The 19,916-nt window shown below is 66.3% G+C and carries 22 protein-coding genes; 5 read left to right on the top strand and 17 right to left on the bottom strand.

What is annotated here, in order from left to right; translation table 11 throughout:
* Positions 1–28: 28 nt before the first annotated feature.
* Positions 29–652, top strand: a complete 624-nt coding sequence (locus PV773_RS19505; RefSeq protein ID WP_347967949.1) for a hypothetical protein — start codon at positions 29–31, stop codon at positions 650–652.
* A gap of 24 nt (positions 653–676) precedes the next feature.
* On the opposite strand, the gene PV773_RS19500 is transcribed toward PV773_RS19505, so the two are convergent.
* Entirely contained in the window at positions 677–1,183 is a 507-nt protein-coding gene (locus PV773_RS19500) for an OsmC family protein (RefSeq protein ID WP_347967948.1), read from the bottom strand.
* A gap of 110 nt (positions 1,184–1,293) precedes the next feature.
* On the opposite strand from PV773_RS19500, the gene PV773_RS19495 reads away from it, so the two are divergent.
* On the top strand, positions 1,294–2,199 hold the full coding sequence (locus PV773_RS19495) for a DMT family transporter (RefSeq protein WP_347967947.1): 906 nt from the start codon (positions 1,294–1,296) through the stop codon (positions 2,197–2,199).
* Between the two features lie 222 nt (positions 2,200–2,421).
* On the top strand, positions 2,422–4,644 hold the full coding sequence (locus PV773_RS19490) for an AMP-binding protein (protein ID WP_347967946.1): 2,223 nt from the start codon (positions 2,422–2,424) through the stop codon (positions 4,642–4,644).
* Here the strand turns inward: PV773_RS19490 and PV773_RS19485 are convergent.
* The 5 genes from PV773_RS19485 to PV773_RS19465 all read right to left on the bottom strand — a co-directional run bounded on the left by PV773_RS19485 (position 4,641) and on the right by PV773_RS19465 (position 10,011).
* A complete protein-coding gene (locus PV773_RS19485; protein ID WP_347967945.1) occupies positions 4,641–5,486 on the bottom strand; it encodes a phosphatidylcholine/phosphatidylserine synthase in 846 nt (281 codons plus the stop codon). The two genes, PV773_RS19490 and PV773_RS19485, sit on opposite strands and share 4 nt — an antisense overlap.
* 2 nt (positions 5,487–5,488) lie before the next feature.
* Positions 5,489–6,187: a phosphatidylserine decarboxylase gene (locus tag PV773_RS19480; protein ID WP_347967944.1), complete on the bottom strand. Its 699-nt coding sequence runs from the start codon at positions 6,185–6,187 to the stop codon at positions 5,489–5,491.
* Positions 6,188–6,283: 96 nt separating this feature from the next.
* Positions 6,284–8,179, bottom strand: a complete 1,896-nt coding sequence (locus PV773_RS19475; protein WP_347967943.1) for an ABC transporter ATP-binding protein/permease — start codon at positions 8,177–8,179, stop codon at positions 6,284–6,286.
* Between the two features lie 14 nt (positions 8,180–8,193).
* Complete coding sequence (locus tag PV773_RS19470; protein WP_347967942.1) at positions 8,194–8,532, bottom strand: metalloregulator ArsR/SmtB family transcription factor; 339 nt, start codon at positions 8,530–8,532, stop codon at positions 8,194–8,196.
* A 63-nt stretch (positions 8,533–8,595) separates the two neighbouring features.
* Positions 8,596–10,011, bottom strand: coding sequence for an Ig-like domain-containing protein (locus tag PV773_RS19465; protein WP_347967941.1), 1,416 nt, complete (start codon positions 10,009–10,011; stop codon positions 8,596–8,598).
* 111 nt (positions 10,012–10,122) lie between these two features.
* Here PV773_RS19465 and PV773_RS19460 point away from each other — a divergent pair, with 111 nt between their 5' ends.
* Positions 10,123–10,734 (top strand): TIGR00730 family Rossman fold protein, encoded by a 612-nt coding sequence (locus tag PV773_RS19460; RefSeq protein ID WP_347967940.1) that lies wholly within the window; start codon positions 10,123–10,125, stop codon positions 10,732–10,734.
* Between the two features lie 8 nt (positions 10,735–10,742).
* Here the strand turns inward: PV773_RS19460 and PV773_RS19455 are convergent, their stop codons facing one another.
* The 11 genes from PV773_RS19455 to PV773_RS19405 form a co-directional block, all read right to left on the bottom strand.
* Complete coding sequence (locus PV773_RS19455) at positions 10,743–11,429, bottom strand: glutathione S-transferase family protein (RefSeq protein ID WP_347967939.1); 687 nt, start codon at positions 11,427–11,429, stop codon at positions 10,743–10,745.
* A 21-nt stretch (positions 11,430–11,450) separates the two neighbouring features.
* Positions 11,451–12,359 (bottom strand): EamA family transporter RarD, encoded by a 909-nt coding sequence (gene rarD / locus PV773_RS19450; protein ID WP_347967938.1) that lies wholly within the window; start codon positions 12,357–12,359, stop codon positions 11,451–11,453.
* Between the two features lie 235 nt (positions 12,360–12,594).
* The gene (locus tag PV773_RS19445; protein WP_347967937.1) at positions 12,595–13,113 is read right to left on the bottom strand and encodes a hypothetical protein; all 519 of its coding nucleotides are present in this window, start codon (positions 13,111–13,113) and stop codon (positions 12,595–12,597) included.
* A 5-nt stretch (positions 13,114–13,118) separates the two neighbouring features.
* Positions 13,119–14,732 carry a citramalate synthase gene (gene cimA / locus PV773_RS19440; protein ID WP_347967936.1) on the bottom strand — a complete coding sequence of 538 codons (1,614 nt, stop codon included), beginning with the start codon at positions 14,730–14,732 and terminating at the stop codon, positions 13,119–13,121.
* A 208-nt stretch (positions 14,733–14,940) separates the two neighbouring features.
* Complete coding sequence (pip, locus tag PV773_RS19435; protein WP_347967935.1) at positions 14,941–15,900, bottom strand: prolyl aminopeptidase; 960 nt, start codon at positions 15,898–15,900, stop codon at positions 14,941–14,943.
* Entirely contained in the window at positions 15,897–16,373 is a 477-nt protein-coding gene (locus tag PV773_RS19430; RefSeq protein ID WP_347967934.1) for a GFA family protein, read from the bottom strand. The genes pip and PV773_RS19430 overlap by 4 nt, the downstream gene beginning before the upstream one ends.
* The gene (locus PV773_RS19425; RefSeq protein WP_347967933.1) at positions 16,370–16,864 is read right to left on the bottom strand and encodes a GFA family protein; all 495 of its coding nucleotides are present in this window, start codon (positions 16,862–16,864) and stop codon (positions 16,370–16,372) included. Before PV773_RS19425 ends, PV773_RS19430 begins: the two co-directional genes overlap by 4 nt.
* A gap of 12 nt (positions 16,865–16,876) precedes the next feature.
* On the bottom strand, positions 16,877–17,257 hold the full coding sequence (locus PV773_RS19420; protein WP_347967932.1) for a VOC family protein: 381 nt from the start codon (positions 17,255–17,257) through the stop codon (positions 16,877–16,879).
* The gene (locus PV773_RS19415; RefSeq protein ID WP_347967931.1) at positions 17,254–17,655 is read right to left on the bottom strand and encodes a DUF559 domain-containing protein; all 402 of its coding nucleotides are present in this window, start codon (positions 17,653–17,655) and stop codon (positions 17,254–17,256) included. The genes PV773_RS19420 and PV773_RS19415 overlap by 4 nt, the downstream gene beginning before the upstream one ends.
* Positions 17,656–17,791: 136 nt before the next feature.
* Positions 17,792–19,243 (bottom strand): cysteine--tRNA ligase, encoded by a 1,452-nt coding sequence (gene cysS / locus PV773_RS19410; protein ID WP_347967930.1) that lies wholly within the window; start codon positions 19,241–19,243, stop codon positions 17,792–17,794.
* Between the two features lie 69 nt (positions 19,244–19,312).
* Positions 19,313–19,519: a hypothetical protein gene (locus PV773_RS19405; RefSeq protein ID WP_347967929.1), complete on the bottom strand. Its 207-nt coding sequence runs from the start codon at positions 19,517–19,519 to the stop codon at positions 19,313–19,315.
* Positions 19,520–19,690: 171 nt separating this feature from the next.
* On the opposite strand from PV773_RS19405, the gene PV773_RS19400 reads away from it, so the two are divergent.
* A complete protein-coding gene (locus tag PV773_RS19400; protein ID WP_347967928.1) occupies positions 19,691–19,843 on the top strand; it encodes a transcriptional regulator in 153 nt (50 codons plus the stop codon).
* Positions 19,844–19,916: the final 73 nt, after the last annotated feature.

Raw genomic sequence — 19,916 nt, 5'->3', positions numbered from 1 at the left:
TCGACCGCTATCCAGGGAGGACTATCCGATGAAGCGCATCCTCGTTTTGTCCGCCGCACTCTATGCCGGCCTCGCCACAGCAGGCGCCCAGGAGAACACGATGAGCTTTTTCGTCACCAGCAGCGGCCTCGGCAAGGGCGCCAATCTCGGCGGCCTGGAGGGCGCCGACGCGCAGTGCCAGAAGCTCGCGGAGGCCGCCGGCGCGACCGGCAAGACATGGCGCGCCTATCTGTCGACCAGCACCGTCGACGCACGCGACCGCGTCGGCAGCGGCCCGTGGTTCAACGCCAAGGGCCAGAAAGTCGCCGACGACGTCGATTCCCTGCACAGCGACGCCAACAACATCAACAAGCAGACCGCGCTCGACGAAAAGGGCAACGTCATCAACGGCCGCGGCGACACGCCCAACCGCCACGACATTCTCACCGGCTCGAAACCGGACGGGACCAGGATCGCCGACCAGACCTGCGGCGACTGGACCAGCGACGGCGAGGGCGTGGCGATGATGGGCCACCACGACCGCATGGGGCTCGACGATTCGGCTGCCGCCAAGTCGTGGAATTCCTCGCACCCCTCGCGCGGCGGCTGCGGCCAGGAGGCGCTCAAGGGCACCGGCGGCGACGGCCTGTTCTACTGCTTCGCCGCCAACTGAGCTGGTCGGCGATCCTGCGGTTCCTCACCGCTCGGCCGTCACCGACAGCTCGGGGCGGACGCTCAGAGTCTGGAATACCACGCAGTAGCGCTCGGTCAGCTTGATGAGGGCGTCGATGCGCTCCTTCGGCTCGTCCGTGTCCAGCTTGAAGGCAAGCCTTATGGCGCGGAATCCCACCGGCGCATCCCTGGCGACCCCGAGGGTGCCGCGGAAGTCGAGGTCGCCCTCGGCCGACACCACCGCTTCGCCGAGGCGGAATTCGAGAGCGGTCGCCACGGCCTTCAGCGTCACCCCGGCACAGGCCACGAGCGCCTCGAGCAGCATGTCGCCGGAGCAGAGTTCGAGACCGGTGCCGCCGGTCGCGGGATGCAGTCCGGCGGTTACCATCGCCTTGCCGGTATCGACCTTGCAGGCGATCGACTGGTCGTCGACCGCTCCCCTCGCCCTGAGCGTGATCAAGGCGCGTCCGGCATCCTCGCGATAGGCTTCCTTGAGCGGCGCCTGCAGCGCCTTCAATCCTGCAGCATCCATGACCTTCCTCCGGCTTTGCGCGCCGTATGCTAGCCGGGCGCCCACTCCTGACACAAGGCTGGCAGTTGGCGCCGATTAGGCTAAGCTCCTGTTCGGCAGGGAGAGGTTCGATGGCGGGCGTGGCCGGCACGCAGGCAGAACACAGGCTAGGCATGGCCCTCGTTGCCCTCTCGGCCGGGGTCTTCGGACTCGCGGGCATACTGACCAAATCCATCGAAGCCGATCCGCTGACCGTCACCTCCTGGCGCGGACTGGTCGGCGGCGTCCTGATCTCGGCCTATGTCCTCTGGCGCCGCGCCCGCGGCGGCGGCGAGAGCCTCCATCTCGGCTGGCAGGGCTGGCTGCTCGCCGGGCTCGGCACGTTCGCCAGCATCGCCTTCATCGCCTCGTTCAAGAACACCTATGTCGCCAATGTCGTGGTCATCTACGCCACCGTGCCGTTTGTGGTGGCACTCATGGCGTGGGTGCTGGCAAACGAGGCCTTCCGGCGCGAGACGGCCGTCGCCGCGACCGCCTGCCTGGCAGGCGTGGCCATCATGGTCGGGTCCGGACTGGGCGGCGGCCACGCCTTCGGCGATTTCCTGGCCCTGGTGACGACCTTCGCCTTCGCCCTCTATGCCGCCCTCGTCCGCCGCTTCCGCACCGCCCCGGTGGTGTGGGCGGGCGCCGTTTCGGCGTTCCTCGGCGTCCTGCCCGCCTGGTTCGTGGCCGATCCGCTCGCGACCTCGGCCCGCGACGTACCCCTGCTCGCAGCTTTCGGCTTCGCCTTCGCGCTGGCCGTCGTGCTCTGGACCGAGGGCGCGCGCCGCATACCGGCGGCCGAAGCAGGCCTCATCGGCACCGCCGAGGTGCCGATTGGCATATTCTTCGCGTGGCTGTTCCTGTCCGAAGTCCCGCCGGCGGCGAGCCTCGCCGGCGGCGCCATCGTGCTTTCGGCGGTGTTCGCGCACGCCTGGCGCGACTGGAACACCGCCCGCCGGCCCATCGCTGCCCGTGGCCAGTCACAAAATGTGTGACGGCGCCGGAACCATTTGGCCGCGAGCACGTTATAGCGCCCAGGACGGGTTGCCCCATCCCCCCATCCCCTCCACCCGTCCCTAGACTTCAAGCCGGTCGCAAGACCGGCTTTTTCCTGTTTGGGGCAAAGGGATTGGGGAGACGATGCGAATTGACCTTGCGTCGGCATCGTCTAGTTTCATGGTGTGCGGTCCACGACCGCGTGCATTGGGAGGTGCGGCATGCTGCTGGCCAGTGCTGTGTTGCTAGGCGTCGCGGCCGTCTGGGCGCTCGCTGCGGGCGTGCTGGCCTACACACTCGGCATTCGTTTCCGCCAGGCGTTGCTCTACGTCCCGTTCAAGCTGGTCTACCGCATCCGCGACGACGCCACGCGCGACGCCCGCACAGCGCCCGCCCCGGCTATCTACGTGGTCTCGCACCAGTCGCGCATCGAACCGGCGTTGATGCTGTCGCTGCTCCCCGACGACACGCTGCACATCCTCGACGAGGCATCGGCCGATGCACACTGGCTCGACCCCTGGCGAACGCTGGCGCGCAACATCGTCTTCAACGCCGAGCATGTCTTCGTCAGCCGCCGGCTCGTGCGCGTGCTCCGCGGCAAGGGCCGCCTCGCGGTCTATTTCCCCGACAGCGTCGAACCGGACGTGAAGTCGTTCCGCCTGTTCCGCGCCGTCGCCCGCATCGCCATGCAGGCCGACGCTCGCATAGTCCCCATCTTCGTCGGCGGCGCGCGCCACCTGCCGTCGTCGCTGACCCCGTCGAAGCAGGCGCCGCGCAGCTGGTTCCCGCGCCTTGGCATCGCGGCGCTCGCGCCGATGACCATAGCCGAACTTGGCGAGCGCGCCGGCACTGCCAACACCACCTCCGCCAACGCCTTCTTCGACCGCTTCGCCGAGGCGCGCCTTGCCGCCGCCGAGCTGGACGGCGGGCTTTTCCATGCCATGTGCGACGCCGCCGAGCGCTACGGCCCGTCGCGGACGATCGTCGAGGACGTGGTCACCGGTGCCCTGAGCTACCGCATGCTGATGACGGGCGCGCGCGTGATCGGCCGTCGCCTGGAGGCCGTGTCGGCACCGGGCGACGCCGTCGGCGTGCTCCTGCCCAACGCCAACGGGCTGGTCATCGCGCTGATGGGGCTGGTTTCGGCCGCCCGGGTTGCGGCGATGGTCAACTACACCGCGGGGCCGGCCAACGTCGCCTCGGCGATCAGGACCGCCGAGATCAGGGTCGTCGTCTCCTCGAGGGCCTTCATCGAAAAGGCCGATCTCGCCGACGTCGTCGCCGCGATCGAGCAGGCCGGTGCCCGCATGGTCTGGCTGGAGGAGCTTCGCAAAGGCGTTTCGGCGCCCGAGAAGGCGGCTGCCGCCCTGCAGTGGCATCGCCCGCTGCGGCCGCAAAACGCGTCGAAACCCGCCGTCATCCTGTTCACCTCGGGCTCTGAGGGCACGCCCAAGGCGGTGGTGCTGTCGCACCGCAACCTGATCGCCAATGCCATGCAGGCGGAGGCCCGCATCTCCATCTCGCCCGCCGACAAGCTGCTCAACGTGCTGCCGGCCTTCCATTCCTTCGGCCTGACCGGCGGCACCATCCTGCCGCTGCTGACCGGCGTGCGGCTGTTCCTCTATCCCTCGCCGCTGCACTACAAGCTGATCCCCGACATCGCCCGCAAGGCCCGCCCGACCATCATGTTCGGCACCGACACCTTCCTGTCCGCCTATGCGCGGACGGCGGAGGACGGCGACTTTTCGAGCCTGCGCTTCGTCGTCGCCGGCGCCGAGCCGGTCCGCCAGGAGACGCGCCGCGTCTGGCGCGACCGCTTCGGCGCCGAGATCGTCGAGGGCTATGGGCTGACCGAGGCCGCGCCGGTCGTTGCCGTCAACACCGCCACCCACAACCGCGACGGCACGGTGGGTCGGCTGCTGCCGGGCATCCGCATGCGGCTCGAGCCGGTCGAGGGCGTCGGCGAAGGCGGCCAGCTCTGGCTCACCGGCCCCAACATGATGATGGGCTACATGACCGCCGACCGGCCGGGCGAATTGCAGCCGCTCGACGGCTGGCACGACACCGGCGACATCGTTTCGGTGGATCGCGAGGGCTTCCTGACCATCCGCGGCCGCGCCAAGCGCTTCGCCAAGATCGCCGGCGAGATGGTGTCGCTCGGCGCGGTCGAGATGCTGGTGCAGTCGCTGTGGCCCGAGGAGCATCACGCCGCCGTCGCCGTGCCCGACAAGCGCAAGGGCGAGCGCATCGTGCTCGTCACCACCGCCGGCAATGCCGATGCCGAGACGCTGCGGCTCTACGGCAAGCAGGCCGGCGTGGCCGACCTCATGGTCCCGCACGACATCGTCAAGGTCGGGGAATTGCCGGTGCTCGGCTCCGGCAAGACCGACTACGTGACGGCGCGCCGCATGGCGATCGAGCAGCTGGGCCTGGCGGCCGCTTAGGCCTCAGGCGTCGTGGTATCGGGCGTTTCGGCCGTTGCCTCGACAGCGGCGGCTTCGGCTGCCGCCTCGATCTTGGCCCGGCGCGCATAGGCGCTGGCGCTCAGCGGCAGGAACAGGAGATAGCCCGCGACCGAAGCGGTCAGCGTCTGCCACGGATAGACAGTCAGCAGAAGCACGTAGAACACCGCCGCCAGCATCACCGGTAGCAGGTATTCGCGCCTGATCCTGAGCCTCTTGCCGGAATAGACGGGCAGCCGGCTGACCAGCAGGAAGGCGACCAGGATGGCAAAGGCCGTGCCGGCATAGGCTACCGTGCGCGTGGGCTCCAGCCCCAGGAAGGCCAGGTACATCGGCGCCAGCACCACCACCGCACCCGCAGGAGCCGGAACGCCGACGAAATACTCGGCCTGCCAGGCCGGTCGCTCGAGGTCGTCGTCGAGCACGTTGAAGCGGGCGAGCCTCAGTCCGCAGGCGATGGTGAAGAGCAGCGCCGCGATCCAGCCGAGCGAGCCGGCGCGGTCGAGCAGGAAGGCGTAGAGCACGAGCGCCGGCACCACGCCGAAATTGACGATGTCGGCCAGCGAATCCATCTGCGCGCCGAATTTCGACGTCGCCTTGAGCATGCGGGCGAGCCGGCCGTCGATGCCGTCGAGGAAGGCGGCGACCAGCACCATCACCACGGCGGGCTCGAAGCGCCCCTCGAAGGCGAGCCTGATCCCCGACAGGCCGGCGCATATGGCGAGCACCGTGATGAGGTTGGGCAGCACCAGGCGCAGCGGGATCTCGCGGATGCGCGGACCGCCGCGCCCATGCGGCTCGAAGGGCTTGAACGGCGCCACCATCGTCAGGAAACCCGTACCAGCGGCGCGTGGCTCGCCCCGCCGAATTCTGCCAGCACAGTCTCGCCGGCCACGGCCGTCTGGCCGACGGCGACGCGCGGAACCGCATTGGCGGGCAGGAACACGTCGACGCGGGAGCCGAAGCGGATCAGGCCGAAGCGCTCGCCGACCGCGATGTTGCCGCCGACGTCCGCCCAGCAGACGATGCGCCGGGCCACCAGGCCGGCGATCTGCACCGCGGCCACCTGCCCGTTCGGGCTGTCGATGACTAAGCCGTTGCGCTCGTTCTCCTGGCTCGCCTTGTCGAGCTCGGCATTGAGGAACTTGCCCGGGCGGTGCTCGATGCGGACGATCTTGCCGCGCACCGGCGCACGGTTCACGTGGCAGGAAAAGACGTTCATGAACACCGAGATGCGGGTCATCTCGGTCGCGCCGAGGCCGAGTTCGCGCGGCGGCACGGCGGGGCCGACGGCCGAAACCACGCCGTCGGCCGGGCTGACGACCAGTCTGTCGTCGAGCGGCGTGACCCGCTCGGGGTCGCGGAAGAAGTAGGCGCACCAGGCCGTCAGGATCGCCCCGATCCAGAACAGCGAGGTCGAGAAAAGCCCCAGAAGAACGGCAACGGCCGCGAATCCGGCGATGAAAGGGTAGCCCTCGCGATGGACCGGAACAAAGGCGTTGCGGATCGTGTCGGCTATGCTCATGAAGGGGCTGCCCCGGCTGTTGAGGTTCCGGAGTGCTTACCGGAAACGGACAGCCGCCGCAACGCGACATCGGCGCAGCGGCAGCACCCTTTCCGCTCAGCTGCGCTCGGCGACCTCCGGCGTGCGCCGGCGCGCAATGACGCCGAGCTCGTCCTCCTCGCGCACCTTGCGCAACCGCTCCTCGGCCTCGTTCGCCTCGCGCTGGCGATCCCACATCCTGGCGTAGAGGCCGCGGTGCCTGAGCAGGTCGGCATGGGTGCCGCGTTCGGCGATCCTGCCGTCCTCGAGCACGATGATCTCGTCGGCGGAGATGACGGTCGACAGGCGGTGGGCGATGACCAGCGTGGTGCGCCCCTTGCTGACCATGTCGAGCGCGCTCTGTATGTCCTGCTCGGTCTGGGTGTCGAGCGCCGAGGTCGCCTCGTCCAGCATCAGGATCGGCGGCGCCTTGAGGATGGTGCGGGCGATCGCCACACGCTGCTTCTCGCCGCCCGAGAGCTTCAGCCCGCGCTCGCCGACCATCGACTTGTAGCCGTCGGGCATGCGCTCGATGAAGCCCGAGATCTGGGCGAGTTCCGCCGCCTTGCGCACGTCCTCCTCGTCGGCGTTCGTGCGGCCGTAGCGGATGTTGTAGGCGATGGTGTCGTTGAACAGCACCGTGTCCTGCGGCACCATGCCGATCAACCCGCGCAGGCTTTCCTGCGTCACGTCGCGCAGGTCCTGGCCGTCGATCAGGATCGCGCCCTGCTGGATGTCGTAGAAGCGGAACAGCAGCCGCGAGATCGTCGACTTGCCGGCGCCCGAGGGGCCGACGATGGCGACCGTCTTGCCGGCCGGAACCTCGAAGCTCACGCCCTTCAGGATCTGCCGGTTCTTGTCATAGGCGAAATGCACGTCGCGGAACTCGACGCGGCCGGTCCCGACCACCAGCGCCTTGGCGCCGGGCCTGTCGACCACCTCCTGCTCGACGTCGAGCAGGTCGAACATCTTCTCGATGTCGGTCAGGCCCTGGCGGATCTCGCGGTAGATCATGCCGATGAAGTTGAGCGGCACGGAAAGCTGCATCAGCATGGCGTTGACGAAGACGAAGTCGCCCACCGTCTGCGTGCCGGCCATCACCTCCCGCGCCGACATCCACATGATCACGGTCATGCCCAGGCCGAAGATGACGCCCTGACCGAAGTTGAGCCAACCCAGCGAAGTCCAGGTCTTGGTCGCCGCGCGCTCGTATCGCGCCATCGAGCGGTCGAAGCGCTCGGCCTCCATGCGCTCGTTGTTGAAATATTTCACCGTCTCGAAATTGAGCAGCGAATCGATCGCCTTGGTGTTGGCGTCTGTATCGGAATCATTCATCTCGCGGCGGATGGCGATGCGCCAGTCGCTCGCCTTGACCGTGAACCAGACATACAGCCACACGGTGACGGCCACCACGGCCACATATTTCCAGCCATAGGCGAAGGCGAAGATGCCGGCCGTCAGCGCGAATTCGAGGACGGTCGGGGCGGTGTTGAGGATGGTGAAGCGGACGATGGTCTCGATGCCCTTGGTGCCGCGCTCGATGATGCGCGACAGGCCGCCAGTCCGGCGCTCGAGATGGAAGCGCAGCGACAGCTCGTGCATGTGCACGAAGGTCCGGTGGGCAAGCTGGCGGACCGCATATTGGCCGACGCTGGCAAACAGCGCGTCGCGCAACTGGTTGAAGCCGAGCTGGACGATACGCACGACATTGTAGGCGACCACCAGCATGACCGGCGCGAGCAGGAAGGCCGGCAGCGCCAGGGGCGAACGCTGGTCGCCGGCCAGCGCGTCGGTCGCCCATTTGAAGAAATACGGTCCGGCCACCAGCGTCAGCTTGGCGACGACCAGGAACACCGTAGCCCAGACGACGCGCATCTTGAGGTCGGGGCGATCGTCCGGCCACATGTAGGGCCACAGGTTCTTGATCGTGCTGAAGGTCGAGCCGCGATCGGCGGAAACGGTCTTGTTTGCCACTGGTCTTGCCTTGATTAGCAGTCGGCGCCGTCGACGGCGCAGCAGGATTCGACGAGCGCGGCGACCGAGGCCGAAACCTCGGCCAGCGCCGCATCATTTATCTGGTAGCGGGAGCGCTGCCGCTCCGGCGCATAACGCACCAGCCCGGCCTCGACGAGGATCTTCAGATGCTGGGAAACGGTCGACTGGGCGAGGTCGAGATGCTCGACCACCTCCTTGCAGCAGCACGACCTGCCGCCGCCGAGCCGCCTCAGGATCTGCAGCCGCGCCGGATGCGCGAGCGCCGCAAGCTTCTGGGCCACGTCCTCGCTGGAGGCGGCGCCGCAACGCGGATCTGGATGGAAGGCCTTCATCGTCTATCGACGATAGACGATGAATTTAACCTTCGCAACCGCAATTGCCGGAAAACCGTGCTCCTACTGCTTGGGCGCCTGGGCGGGCATCGCCTGCTCGCCCATGGCGTCCATGTTGGCGGCTTCGCCTTCCTTGGACTTCTCCGGAACGCGGAACACCTGGCCCGGCCAGATGCGGTCGGGATCGCTGATCTGGTCCTGGTTGGCGAGGTAGATGGTCGAGTAGCGCACGCCGTAGCCGTAGACGCGGCGCGAGATGCGCCACAAAGAATCGCCGCGGCGGATGATCACCGCACCGTTGACCGGCTGCAGCTTCGGCGCCGTCGCCGCCGGCGTCTCGCCGGCGGGGGCGGCGGGTGCCGCTGCGGTCTCGGCCGGCTTTTCGGGCACGCTCGGGGCAGCCGCCACCTCGGCGGGCTTGTCGGAGGTGCCCGCAGCCGGTGCTTCAGACTGGGTTCCGGCCTGCCCGGCAGGCGCTGCCGGCTGCGTCTCTGCCGGTGCGGGCTGAGCGGGGGCCACGGCGGCCACCGCCTCGCCCGGCTCGCGCGTGAAGGGTACCGCGGCGCGCGCCGCCACCTTGGCGCCGTCGGCCTCGAGCGCATCGACGCGGACGATATAGTCGCCCACCGGCAGTTCGCGCTCGGCCTCGATCAGGAAGCGGCCCTCGGGCGAGGTCACGGCTTCGCCGATCAAGGTCTCGTTGGCATAGGCGCGTACCTTGCGGCCGGCGTCGGCGGTTCCGGCGATGAACACCTTCTTGCCCTCGATCTCGACCGCCTCGACGGCGACCTTGACCTTGGCGGCCGCCTCGGGCGTCGCAGGGGCTGTCTGCGGCGCGGCCGGCGCCACGGTCGCCGCACCCTGCGCCGGCTGGTCGGGCGCGGACGGCGCAGCCGGTTCGGCCGGCGCCTTGGGAACGGTGATCAGCTGCGACGGCTTGCCCGGCTCCTCGACCAGCGCCAGCACCTGACCGCCCGGCTGCTCGGGAACGGAAACCACCGCCGTCTCGGTCGACGTGGCGACCAGGTTGTCGGGAGCGGTCGAGCGCAGCACGATCTGGTAGTCGCCCGGCTCGAGCGGCTTGTCGAGCACCACGGCGAAGTCACCGTCGGTGCCGGCCGTCGCCGCGCCGATGACCTTGGAGCCGGTGACGATCTCGACCTTGGCGCTGGCCGGGGCCTTGCCGGCGATCACCAGCGAGCCGTTCTCCTCGACGCGGACGACATCGAAGGACGGCGGCACCACCCCTGCTGCCGGCTGGGCCGGAGCCGTGGCTTCGGCCGCGGGCTTGGCCGGCTCGGCAGCCTCGGGCGCGCTCGGCGCGGCAGGCGCGGGCGTGGCCGGAGCCTGCAGGCTCGCCACCGCCGCCGGCGGCGGCGCGAGGTAAGGATCGAGCACGCCCGACACATATGCAACACCGGCAGCCGCGGCCGAGCCGCCAGCTGCCAGAAGGAAGATTTTCAACGGATTGATTGCCATTACTGTTCCTGCCCCTAGCCGCGCGACGGGTCTACCTTGTTTTGCCGGCAGCGACAAGAAAAAGCCCCGTGCGGGCTTGACCCTGCCCACAGACGCAATACCCAATCAGGCATGAACACGATTCGATCCATCTGCGTCTATTGCGGCTCCTCGCCGGGCCGCGATGAGGTCTACATCAAGGCCGGCCATCTGCTCGGCCGCTCGATCGCCAAGGCTGGACTGCGGCTCATCTATGGCGGCGGCACCAAGGGCGTCATGGGCGCGGTCGCCGATGGCTCCCGGCGCGCCGGCGGCAAGGTCACCGGCATCATACCGCGCTTCCTGATGAACAAGGAAGCGACCGAGAGCGCGCTCGGCCGGCTCGACGAGCTCGTCATCACTGACAACATGCACCAGCGCAAGCATGCGATGTTCGAGAAGTCCGACGCCTTCGTGGCGCTTCCCGGCGGCATCGGCACGGTCGAGGAGATCGTCGAGGTGATGACCTGGGCGCAGCTCGGCCATCACCGCAAGCCGATCGCCTTCGCCAACGTCAACGGCTTCTGGGACCCGATGCTGTCGCTCATCGATCACATGCGGACCGAAGGCTTCGTCCATACCTCGCATCTGGTGCAGCCGCTCGTCATCGACGAGCCCGAAGCGGTGGTCGCCGCCATCTTGGTCGCGGCAGGCGCGGACGCCACGCCCACCGAAGGCGTCCAGTCGCTCATCGACAAGATGTGAGCGGCCGCTCAGGCGCGGGCGCGCAGGTCGGCGGTGATGGTGCCGGACGCCGCGATCTCGTCCTCGTGCGGCTGGTCGCGCCAGGTCTCCGCCAGGCCAGCGTCATACCATTCGCGCATCGCCGGGGTTGCCAGCATGGTTGCGACATAGGTCCCGGCGCGGCCGCCGAAATCGAGCCCGTAGGTCAGCGCCCGGAACACCACCGGGGCGAAGAAGGCGTCCACGGCAGTGAAGTGCCGCCCCGCCAGGAACGGGCCGCCGAAGCGTTCGAGCCCCTGGTTCCACAGCTCGCCGATCCGCGCGATGTCCTTTTCCAGGTCGGCCGGGCGCTCGCCGAGCGCCACGCGCACGCCGCAGCTCATGCCGCAGATGTTGCGCAGGCTGCGGAAGCCGGAATGCATCTCGGCCGCGGCCGAACGCGACCAGGCGCGGGCGACGGCATCTTCCGCCCAGACGCCGTGATGGCGCTCGGCCAGGTATTCGACGATCGCCATCGAGTCCCACACGGTCAGGCCGCCGTCGATCAGGCACGGAACGCTGCCCGTCGGCGAAAAGGAGCGGAAATCCGGATAGCCCGGCAGGTTCCCGAACGGCACCTGCCGCTCGGCGAAGTCGATGCCCTGCGCCCGCATCAGCACCCATGGCCGCAGCGACCAGGACGAGTAGTTCTTGTTGGCGATATAGAGTTGGTACATCGTCTCCTCCGTCCGGTCTCGTCAGCCGCCCTTGCTGCGTTCCGAAAACATCGACCACGTGTAGATCGCGAGCGCCGCCCAGATCAGCGCGAAGGCAATGGCGCGTTCGCTCGAGAACGGCTCGCGGAAAATGAAGATGGCGATGACGAAGATCATCGTCGGGGCGATGTACTGCATGATGCCGATGGTCGACATCCTGAGCAGCTTGGCGCCGTTGGCAAACAGGATCAGCGGCACCGCGGTGACGACGCCGCAGCCAAGCAGCAGCCAGACGTCGGCCATGCCCGTGGTGGTGAAATGGCCGACGCCGGACGACTGCAGGTAGAGGATGTAGCCCAGCGCCGGGATGCCGAGCAGCAGCACCTCGAGGAAGAAGCCCTGCGCCGGCCCGATCGGCAGCGTCTTCTTGAACAGGGCGTAGAAGCCCCAGGAAAGGGCAAGCACGATGGAGACCCACGGCAATCCGCCGGTATCCCAGGTCAGCAGCGCCACGGCGACCACGGCGAGCCCGATGGCCAGGATCTGCGCCCGGGTCAGCTTCTCGCCGAGCACGACGGCGCCCAGGAAGACGGTGAACAGCGGGTTGATGTAGTAGCCGAGCGCCGTCTCGAGGGCCCGGTCGTTGGCGATCGCCCAGACATAGACGCCCCAGTTGATGGTGATGAGGCCGGCCGTCAGCGCGCCCAGCGCCAAGGTGCGCGGCGTACGCAGGGCCACCCTGATGTCCGCTGTGCGGCCAAGCCACCAGAGCAGCAGGGCGGCGATCGGGATCGACCAGACGATGCGGTGGGCGATCACCTCGGGCGAGGGAATGTGCGCGACGGCCTTCATGTAGAAGGGCAGGAAGCCCCACATCAGGTAGGCCGAAAGGGCGAAGAGAAAGCCGCGCGAAGCTTCGTCGCGGGAAATCGCAGGCGCTTGTGTGCTCATGGCGCGAACCTATGCGCCCGGCAGACCACCGAAGCCATTTCAAAATACTGATGGTCCAGCCGCTTTCCGTTGATGGATCAATCGGCCGGGCCTGCGCTAGCAGAGATGCGCAATTAGATGGGAAGATGGCTATTTTGTGCGTTGAGGCTCATAGCCTTCCCGGATCTCTCTCCCCGCAGGGGGCTCGGGCTTTTGCTCGTCACGCGGTCGCTGTTCTTCTTTGTCGTCACCCACTTCATACCTCCGTGCCGAAAACGAGGAAGGCTCCAAATACAATCGCCCCACACGCGAACGGAAGCAAGCTCCATGCGAACCAGCGCTTTGCCTGAAAATAATTTTCAGACTTTTCATCATTGGCTCTCGCATTGTGAGTACCAAATTCGATAAACTGTCTCGTTATAGCACTTGTGAATTCAGATTTGGCCTCCGAATTATCTCCTTTGTAGAACAGCTCAAGTTTATCATAATACTCCTTAAGCTCCCTCGGATAATCAAGATATTTGTATGATCGCCCGTGAAATCCGACGACCAAAAATATAACAGATATCGCAATTGAAAATGAACAAACCGAAAAGAACAGAAATACCAATCCACTCCATTCAAAATTTTCCTTAGATATAATCCCAATAATGAATACCATTGATACTACAACGCCAGTTATTGCTGTCAATATAACAGCAATTCCAGAATCCAGCCTGTCCTTCCTGTCTATTTCAAAGATGTAAATCTCTTTAAAAAATTGCTGCACCTCCATGCGCTCTACTCCGCCGCCACCAGGCCCGCCATGTCGCGGTTCTTCATCAGCTTGTAGACGATCGAATCCATCAGCGCCTGGAACGAGGCGTCGATGATGTTCTCGGAAACGCCTACCGTCCACCAGCGCGCGCCGGTCCCGTCATGCGATTCGATCAGGACGCGGGTGATCGCCTCGGTGCCGCCGTTGAGGATGCGCACCTTGAAGTCGGCCAGCTCCAGGTCGCCGATCTCGTCCTGGAACTTGCCGAGGTCCTTGCGCAGGGCGATGTCGAGCGCGTTGACCGGGCCGTGCCCCTCGGCCACCGACATCTTCTCCTCGCCGTCGACCACCACCTTCACGATCGCCTCGGAAACCGTCTTGAGGTTGCCGTTGGCGTCGAAGCGGCGCTCGACCATGCAGCGGAAGCTGGTGACGTTGAAGAATTCGGGCACCCCGTGCAGCATCTTGCGCGCCAGAAGCTCGAAACTCGCGTCGGCGCCCTCATAGGCATAACCCTCGGCCTCGCGCTCCTTGACCACCGAGATCAGCGCGTCGAGCCTGTGATCGTCCTTGGGCACGTCGATGCCGCGCCGCCTGAGTTCGGCGATGAAGTTGGCCTTGCCGCCCTGGTCCGACACCATCACCTTGCGGCGGTTGCCCACCGTTTCCGGCGGCACGTGCTCGTAGGTCTTGGGCTCCTTGGCGATTGCCGAGGCGTGGATGCCGGCCTTGGTGGCGAAGGCGGATGCGCCGACATAGGGCGCCTGCGCCTCGGGCGCGCGGTTGAGCAGTTCATCGAAGGCCCGCGACAGGCGCGAGATGCCGCCGAGCGCCTGCGCCGAGATGCCGGTCTCGAAGCGGTCGGCGAAATGCGGCTTGAGCGCCAGCGTCGGGATGATGGTCACGAGGTTGGCGTTGCCGCAGCGCTCGCCGATGCCGTTGATGGTGCCCTGGACCTGGCGCACGCCGGCTTCGATGGCGGCCAGCGAGTTGGCCACCGCCTGGCCGGTGTCGTCATGGGCGTGGATGCCGAGATTCTGCCCCGGGATGCCGCCGGCGATCACCCTGGCGACGATGTCGCCCACCTCGGACGGCTGGGTGCCGCCATTGGTGTCGCACAGCACCACCCAGCGCGCACCGGCCTCGTAGGCGGTCCGCGCGCAGGCCAGCGCATAGTCGGGATTGGCCTTGAAGCCGTCGAAGAAGTGCTCGCAGTCGACCATCGGCTCCTTGCCCGCGGCACGCGCCGCCTCGACCGAAGCCTGGATCGACTCGAGGTTCTCCTCGTTGCTGACGCCGAGCGCCACGCGTACATGGTAGTCCCAGCTCTTGGCGACGTAGCAGACGGCGTCCGACTTCGCCTGCACGAGTGCGGCGATGCCCGGGTCGTTGGAGGCCGACACCCCCGCCCGCTTGGTCATGCCGAAGGCGACGAACTTCGCCCGCCTGGTGCGCTTTTCGGAGAAGAAGGCCGTGTCGGTCGGGTTGGCGCCCGGATAGCCGCCCTCGACGTAATCGACGCCGAACTCGTCGAGCATGCCGGCGATCGCGATCTTGTCCTCGACGGAAAAGTCGATGCCCGGCGTCTGCTGGCCGTCCCGCAGCGTCGTGTCGAAGAGATAGATGCGTTCTTTCATGGCAACACCTTGAGGGCAGATGCTCTTTGGCGCCCCCCTCTGTCCTGCCGGACATCTCCCCCACGAGGGGGGAGATTGGCAGTATTGACGCTTCGCTCCGTCCTGCAACGCCGGCGATTGGCGAAAGCCGGCGTGCCGGCTGATCTCCCCCCTCGTGGGGGAGATGTCCGGCAGGACAGAGGGGGGTGCGAAGAAGCGCGATACATAATCAAGCCTTCCCCCCGAACCTGTCCGTCGCCCTGACCAGTTGATCCAAGATCCCCGGCTCCGAATAAGCGTGGCCCGCACCTTCGATCAGGTGGAACTCGGCCTGGGGCCAGGCCTTGTGCAGCGCCCAGGCATACTTCGCCGGGCACGGCATGTCGTAGCGCCCGTGCACGATGACGCCCGGGATGCCGTGCAGCTTGTGGGCGTCGCGGATCAATTGCCCTTCCTCCAGCCAGCCGGCATGGACGAAATAATGGTTCTCGATGCGGGCAAAGGCGATGGCGAAGTCGTCCTCGCCGAACTTGCCGCTGGTGTCGGGGTCGGGCAGCAGCGTGATCGTCTCGCCCTCCCAGGTGCTCCAGGCAAGGGCCGCCTCCACCTGCGCCTGGCGGTCGTCGCCCACCAGCCGCTTGCGGTAGGCGGCCATCATGTCGCCGCGCTCGGCCTCGGGGATCGGCGCCTGGAAGCGCTCCCACTTGTCGGGAAACATCTCCGAGACGCCGAACTGGTAGTACCATTCGAGTTCGGCGCGGGTCAGCGTGTAGACGCCGCGCACCACGAGTTCGCTGACCCGGCCGGGATGCGTTTCGGCATAGGCGAGCGCCAGCGTCGAGCCCCAGGAGCCGCCGAACACCAGCCACTTGTCGAAGCCGGCCATCTCGCGCAGCCGCTCGATGTCGGCCACCAGGTGCCAGGTCGTGTTGGCCTCCAGCGAGGCGTTCGGCACCGACTTGCCGCAGCCGCGCTGGTCGAAAAGCACGATGTCGTAGAGTTTTGGGTCGAACAGGCGCCGGTGCTTGGGCGAGATGCCTCCGCCCGGGCCGCCATGCAGGAACACGGCGGGCTTGCCTCCCTTGGTGCCGCAGCGCTCCCAATAGATGCTGTGGCCGTCGCCGACGTCCAGCATGCCGCTGTCGAAGGGTTCGATCTCGGGATAGAGGCCGCGCAGTTCAGTGCTCATAGTTTCAGTCCATGCTCGGGCCAGTTGGCCGTCTCTTCGTCGGGATGCTGGAAGGAGATGATCTGCTCCTGCCGCTTGTAGTAGTCGGGGTTGTCGTGGACAGGCTGGTCGAAGATCGTTTCGACCCACGGCAAGCGGAAGCCATGGTTGATCTGGATCGTCGGTGCGAGATCGGAGCGGTCGTCGAAGGCACCAATGGAGATCTCGAGCGCGTCCGGCTGGCGGTAGGTCATCGGCGTGCCGCAGCGCTGGCAGAAGCCCCTGGCAATGTTGACCGACGACTGGAAGTAGCTCGGCTCCTCGCGGACCCATTCGACGCTATCCGCTGGCACTGCGACAAAGGCACCGAAAAACGAGCCGAACTGCTTCTGGCACATGCGGCAATGGCAGATCGACGTGCGCCCAAGCGCGCCCCGGATGCGGAAGCGGACTGCGCCGCACTGGCAGCCGCCTGTTCTCACCTTCTCCGTCATGAACTTTCCCCCAAAGGCCATTGTTCGGTGTCGTGGTCGGGATGCTGGTAGGAGACGATGTCGTTGACGAAGTCCGCCGCGTCCGGGTCGTCCTCGGTCGCATAGCCCGGCAATTCGTGGACGTGGTCGACATAGGGCAGCTTGCCCTCGAGCCCCCATTGCACTGTCGGCGCGATCTCCTCCGGCTCGTCGAAGGCGGCGATCGCCAGCGCCACCCCGTCCGGCGCCTCATAGGTCAGCGGCGTGCCGCAGTCGGCGCAGAAGCCGCGAAAGGCAAAGTTCGACGAGCGGAACTTCTTCGGCTCGCCGCGGGTCCAGACAAGCTTCGCATCCCGATGCACCGAGACCAGCGGCGCGTAGAAATTGCCGAATGCCTTCTGGCACATGCGGCAGTGGCAGACGGATGCGCCGCCGAGCGCGCCCTCGACATGGAAGCGCACGGCGCCGCACTGGCACCCGCCGGAATAATGCGGCCTGTTGTCGAGGCTCATGGCGTCACCCCTTCACCCGGGAACATGGCACACGGCCTCGATGTTGTTACCGTCGGAGTCATGGACGAAGGCGGCGTAGTAGTCGGGATGGTAGTGCGGCCTGAGCCCCGGCCCGCCATTGTCCTTGCCACCGGCGGCGATCGCGGCGGCGTAAAAGCCATCGACTTCGGCCCGGCTGCGTGCGGTGAAGGCGTAATGCCGCCCCGGCCCAGCCGGCGCCTCGTGCAGCCAGAACACCGGCCGCTCGCGCCCGTAGCCGCCGACCTTGACGCCGCCGGTGTGCTCGGGCGGCACCATCATCAGCAGAGAAGCGCCGAGCGGCGCGAACGCCTTGTCGTAGAAAGCCTTCGCCTTGCCGAAATCGGCGACGGATATGCCCGTATGGTCGATCATTGCACGAACTCCTCCTTCATGCCCGCCGCCGCCAGCGCGCCTCCCTGCCCGGCCGCGACAATGTGGCCGCAGACATTGTCGATATCGCGAAGCACGTCGTCGTTCCAGAAGCGGAGGATGGTCCAGCCGCTTGCCTGAAGATATCCGGTCCTCACCGAATCACGTTCGGCTTGTTCGGCCTGCGCATGCTGGCTGCCGTCGACCTCAACGATCAGGCGATGCGATGAACAAGCAAAATCGACTATGTAGGGTCCTATCGGAACCTGCCGCCGGAATCCCAACCCCATCAGCCTGTGCGCGCGCAGTTCATTCCACAGGTTCAGCTCGGCCTCGGTCATGACATGGCGCATGGCCTTGGCATTCTTGCGCTGACGCCGAGGGACGAGGTCGTGGCCCATGGTCAGGCCCTCGTTCCATATCGCGTTATGTTCAGGTGTCGCGCTCTTTCACACCCCCCTCTGTCCTGCCGGACAGTCCGGCAGGACAGAGGGGGGTACTGTCCCTCCAACCTATCCGTTGGCTTCATCAAGCAATTCACCGCTTCACTTCCCACGTCGTCACGCGCTCGCCCGACACCGGGTCCTTGCCGTCCTTCAGCTGCACGCCCTCAGCCAGCAGTTCGTCGCGGATCCTGTCGGCCTCGGCCCAGTTCCTGTCGCGAATGAAGGCGAGACGGGCGGAAATCCGTCCGGCAATGGCATCGCCGTCGATGGCCGCGCTCGTCGCCTTGGCCGCGAACCATTCGGCTTCGGTCCGCCCGAGCAGCCCGAGCATGGCCGCGCTGGTCTTGAGGCCGGCGCGCGCGCCGGCGCTGCCCTTGGCGGCCTGGGCGCGCAGCTCATGCAGGGCGGTCACCGCGCCTGCGGTGCCGAGGTCGTCGCAGAGTGCGTCCAGCACGTCGGCGCAGGAAACGTCCGACACCGGCGTATCGCCGATCGCGCGATACCAGCCGTCGAGCACCACCTCCGCCTCTTCCAGCTTGCGCACCGAAAAGTCGATCGGCTCGCGATAATGCGTCATCAGCATCGCCAGCCGCAGCACCTCGCCCGGCCATTTGCGGCCGCCGAAATTCTCGGTCTCCAGCAACTCGTGGATCGAATAGAAGTTGCCCAGGCTCTTGGACATCTTCTGGCCCTCGACCTGCAGGAAGCCGTTGTGCAGCCAGTAATTGGCCATCACGTCGGTGCCGTGGGCGCAGCGCGACTGGGCGATCTCGTTCTCATGGTGGGGGAAGATCAGGTCGAGCCCGCCGCCATGGATGTCGAATACCTCGCCGAGATAGGCTTCCGACATCGCCGAGCACTCGATGTGCCAGCCCGGCCGGCCACGGCCCCAGGGGCTGTCCCAGCCGGGTTCTTCCGCGGACGACAGCTTCCACAGCACGAAATCGCCGGGGCTCTTCTTGTGCGCCTCGACCTCGATGCGGGCGCCGGCCTGCTGTTCGTCGAGGTTGCGCTTCGACAGTTGCCCGTAGTCGGGCATCGAGGCGGTGTCGAACAGCACCTCGCCTTCGGCTTGATAGGCGTGGCCGCGCTCGATCAGGCGCCCGATCAGCGAGATCATGTCGGTCTTGCCGTCCGGCCGCGCCAGCACGAACTCGGTGGCGCGCGGCTCGAAGGTCGGCTCGAGGCAGCCGAGTGCCGCGACGTCGGCGTGGAACTGGTTGGCCGTCTTCTCGGTCACGCGCCGGATCGCCTCGTTCAGCGGCAGGTCGGGGAAGTCGCGCAGGGCGCGCGCGTTGATCTTGTCGTCGACGTCGGTGATGTTGCGCACATAGGTGACGGCCTCCCCGCCATAGAGATGGCGAAGCAGGCGGAACAGCACGTCGAAGACGATCACCGGCCGGGCATTGCCGATATGGGCGAAGTCGTAGACCGTCGGGCCGCAGACATACATCCGCACGTTTTGCGGATCGATCGGCACGAAGTCTTCCTTCGTGCGCGTCAGCGTGTTGGTAAGGCGCAAGCCCCTGAATGCGTCAGACATGAAACTCCCCATGTGCATGACCCCGAAAATCTCCGATTTTCGGAAAAGATCATGCACCCAACTTCAGTTTCACGGCGTCCTTTGCGCGTCCGAACGGACGCGCGGCGCCGTGGCCTGCTGGCCCGGGCGTTTGACCTGTCTTTGGTGAAGAGGAGGCGAAAACGTCCTGACCAGCGCGAACGCTAGCCAATAATGCAGATGCCGGAAATGGCGAAAGACGTTTTCATCGGCCGCGTTATCGCCCTCCACCATGTTGCCGTCAAGACGCGGCGTCATGAAAGTTTACCGATCCGGCCGCAACGGCGTCCTGTTGAAACAGTTTTTTAAGTATGCCGGCACCGTAATGAAACATTGCCGGGCTAGAAGCCGCCGCATTGCCACGAATTCGACCGAATCCGTAAGCAATTGCAGCCGCTCTCAGCAGAGCTGACGTTAGGGAAGAGACCAATGAAACGAAAACAAGCCGAACAGGACCGAGCGCGTAGCCAGTACGCCGAGCTCACCAAGCACTACCGGGCCATCGGCCCTGCAGCGATCGTCGCCGCGCTGATCTGCGCGCCGAAGAAGGACAAGGCGCCCAAGCGCGTCAAGGCGGCCTAGCTGTGAGCTTTCGGGAGGTTGTCCATTCGGACCGGACCGAGGAGACTGGAGTTACCACGCTTCAGCACTCACC

Origin of the sequence: Mesorhizobium sp. CC13 (genome assembly GCF_039907765.1) — a bacterium.
Lineage (GTDB): Bacteria > Pseudomonadota > Alphaproteobacteria > Rhizobiales > Rhizobiaceae > Aminobacter.
Note: the sequence above shows the minus strand (reverse complement) of the source record. Positions and strands in the feature narration are given on the sequence as shown.

Bases quoted from the DNA above. Each gene is read 5' to 3' on its own strand.
- PV773_RS19505 (WP_347967949.1), top strand. From the start codon at position 29: ATGAAGCGCATCCTCGTTTTGTCCGCCGCACTCTATGCCGGCCTCGCC.
- PV773_RS19500 (WP_347967948.1), bottom strand. From the start codon at position 1,183: ATGGATGCTGCAGGATTGAAGGCGCTGCAGGCGCCGCTCAAGGAAGCC.
- PV773_RS19495 (WP_347967947.1), top strand. From the start codon at position 1,294: ATGGCGGGCGTGGCCGGCACGCAGGCAGAACACAGGCTAGGCATGGCC.
- PV773_RS19490 (WP_347967946.1), top strand. From the start codon at position 2,422: ATGCTGCTGGCCAGTGCTGTGTTGCTAGGCGTCGCGGCCGTCTGGGCG.
- PV773_RS19485 (WP_347967945.1), bottom strand. From the start codon at position 5,486: ATGGTGGCGCCGTTCAAGCCCTTCGAGCCGCATGGGCGCGGCGGTCCG.
- PV773_RS19480 (WP_347967944.1), bottom strand. From the start codon at position 6,187: ATGAGCATAGCCGACACGATCCGCAACGCCTTTGTTCCGGTCCATCGC.
- PV773_RS19470 (WP_347967942.1), bottom strand. From the start codon at position 8,532: ATGAAGGCCTTCCATCCAGATCCGCGTTGCGGCGCCGCCTCCAGCGAG.
- PV773_RS19465 (WP_347967941.1), bottom strand. From the start codon at position 10,011: ATGGCAATCAATCCGTTGAAAATCTTCCTTCTGGCAGCTGGCGGCTCG.
- PV773_RS19460 (WP_347967940.1), top strand. From the start codon at position 10,123: ATGAACACGATTCGATCCATCTGCGTCTATTGCGGCTCCTCGCCGGGC.
- PV773_RS19455 (WP_347967939.1), bottom strand. From the start codon at position 11,429: ATGTACCAACTCTATATCGCCAACAAGAACTACTCGTCCTGGTCGCTG.
- rarD (WP_347967938.1), bottom strand. From the start codon at position 12,359: ATGAGCACACAAGCGCCTGCGATTTCCCGCGACGAAGCTTCGCGCGGC.
- PV773_RS19445 (WP_347967937.1), bottom strand. From the start codon at position 13,113: ATGGAGGTGCAGCAATTTTTTAAAGAGATTTACATCTTTGAAATAGAC.
- cimA (WP_347967936.1), bottom strand. From the start codon at position 14,732: ATGAAAGAACGCATCTATCTCTTCGACACGACGCTGCGGGACGGCCAG.
- pip (WP_347967935.1), bottom strand. From the start codon at position 15,900: ATGAGCACTGAACTGCGCGGCCTCTATCCCGAGATCGAACCCTTCGAC.
- PV773_RS19430 (WP_347967934.1), bottom strand. From the start codon at position 16,373: ATGACGGAGAAGGTGAGAACAGGCGGCTGCCAGTGCGGCGCAGTCCGC.
- PV773_RS19425 (WP_347967933.1), bottom strand. From the start codon at position 16,864: ATGAGCCTCGACAACAGGCCGCATTATTCCGGCGGGTGCCAGTGCGGC.
- PV773_RS19420 (WP_347967932.1), bottom strand. From the start codon at position 17,257: ATGATCGACCATACGGGCATATCCGTCGCCGATTTCGGCAAGGCGAAG.
- PV773_RS19415 (WP_347967931.1), bottom strand. From the start codon at position 17,655: ATGGGCCACGACCTCGTCCCTCGGCGTCAGCGCAAGAATGCCAAGGCC.
- cysS (WP_347967930.1), bottom strand. From the start codon at position 19,243: ATGTCTGACGCATTCAGGGGCTTGCGCCTTACCAACACGCTGACGCGC.
- PV773_RS19405 (WP_347967929.1), bottom strand. From the start codon at position 19,519: ATGACGCCGCGTCTTGACGGCAACATGGTGGAGGGCGATAACGCGGCC.
- PV773_RS19400 (WP_347967928.1), top strand. From the start codon at position 19,691: ATGAAACGAAAACAAGCCGAACAGGACCGAGCGCGTAGCCAGTACGCC.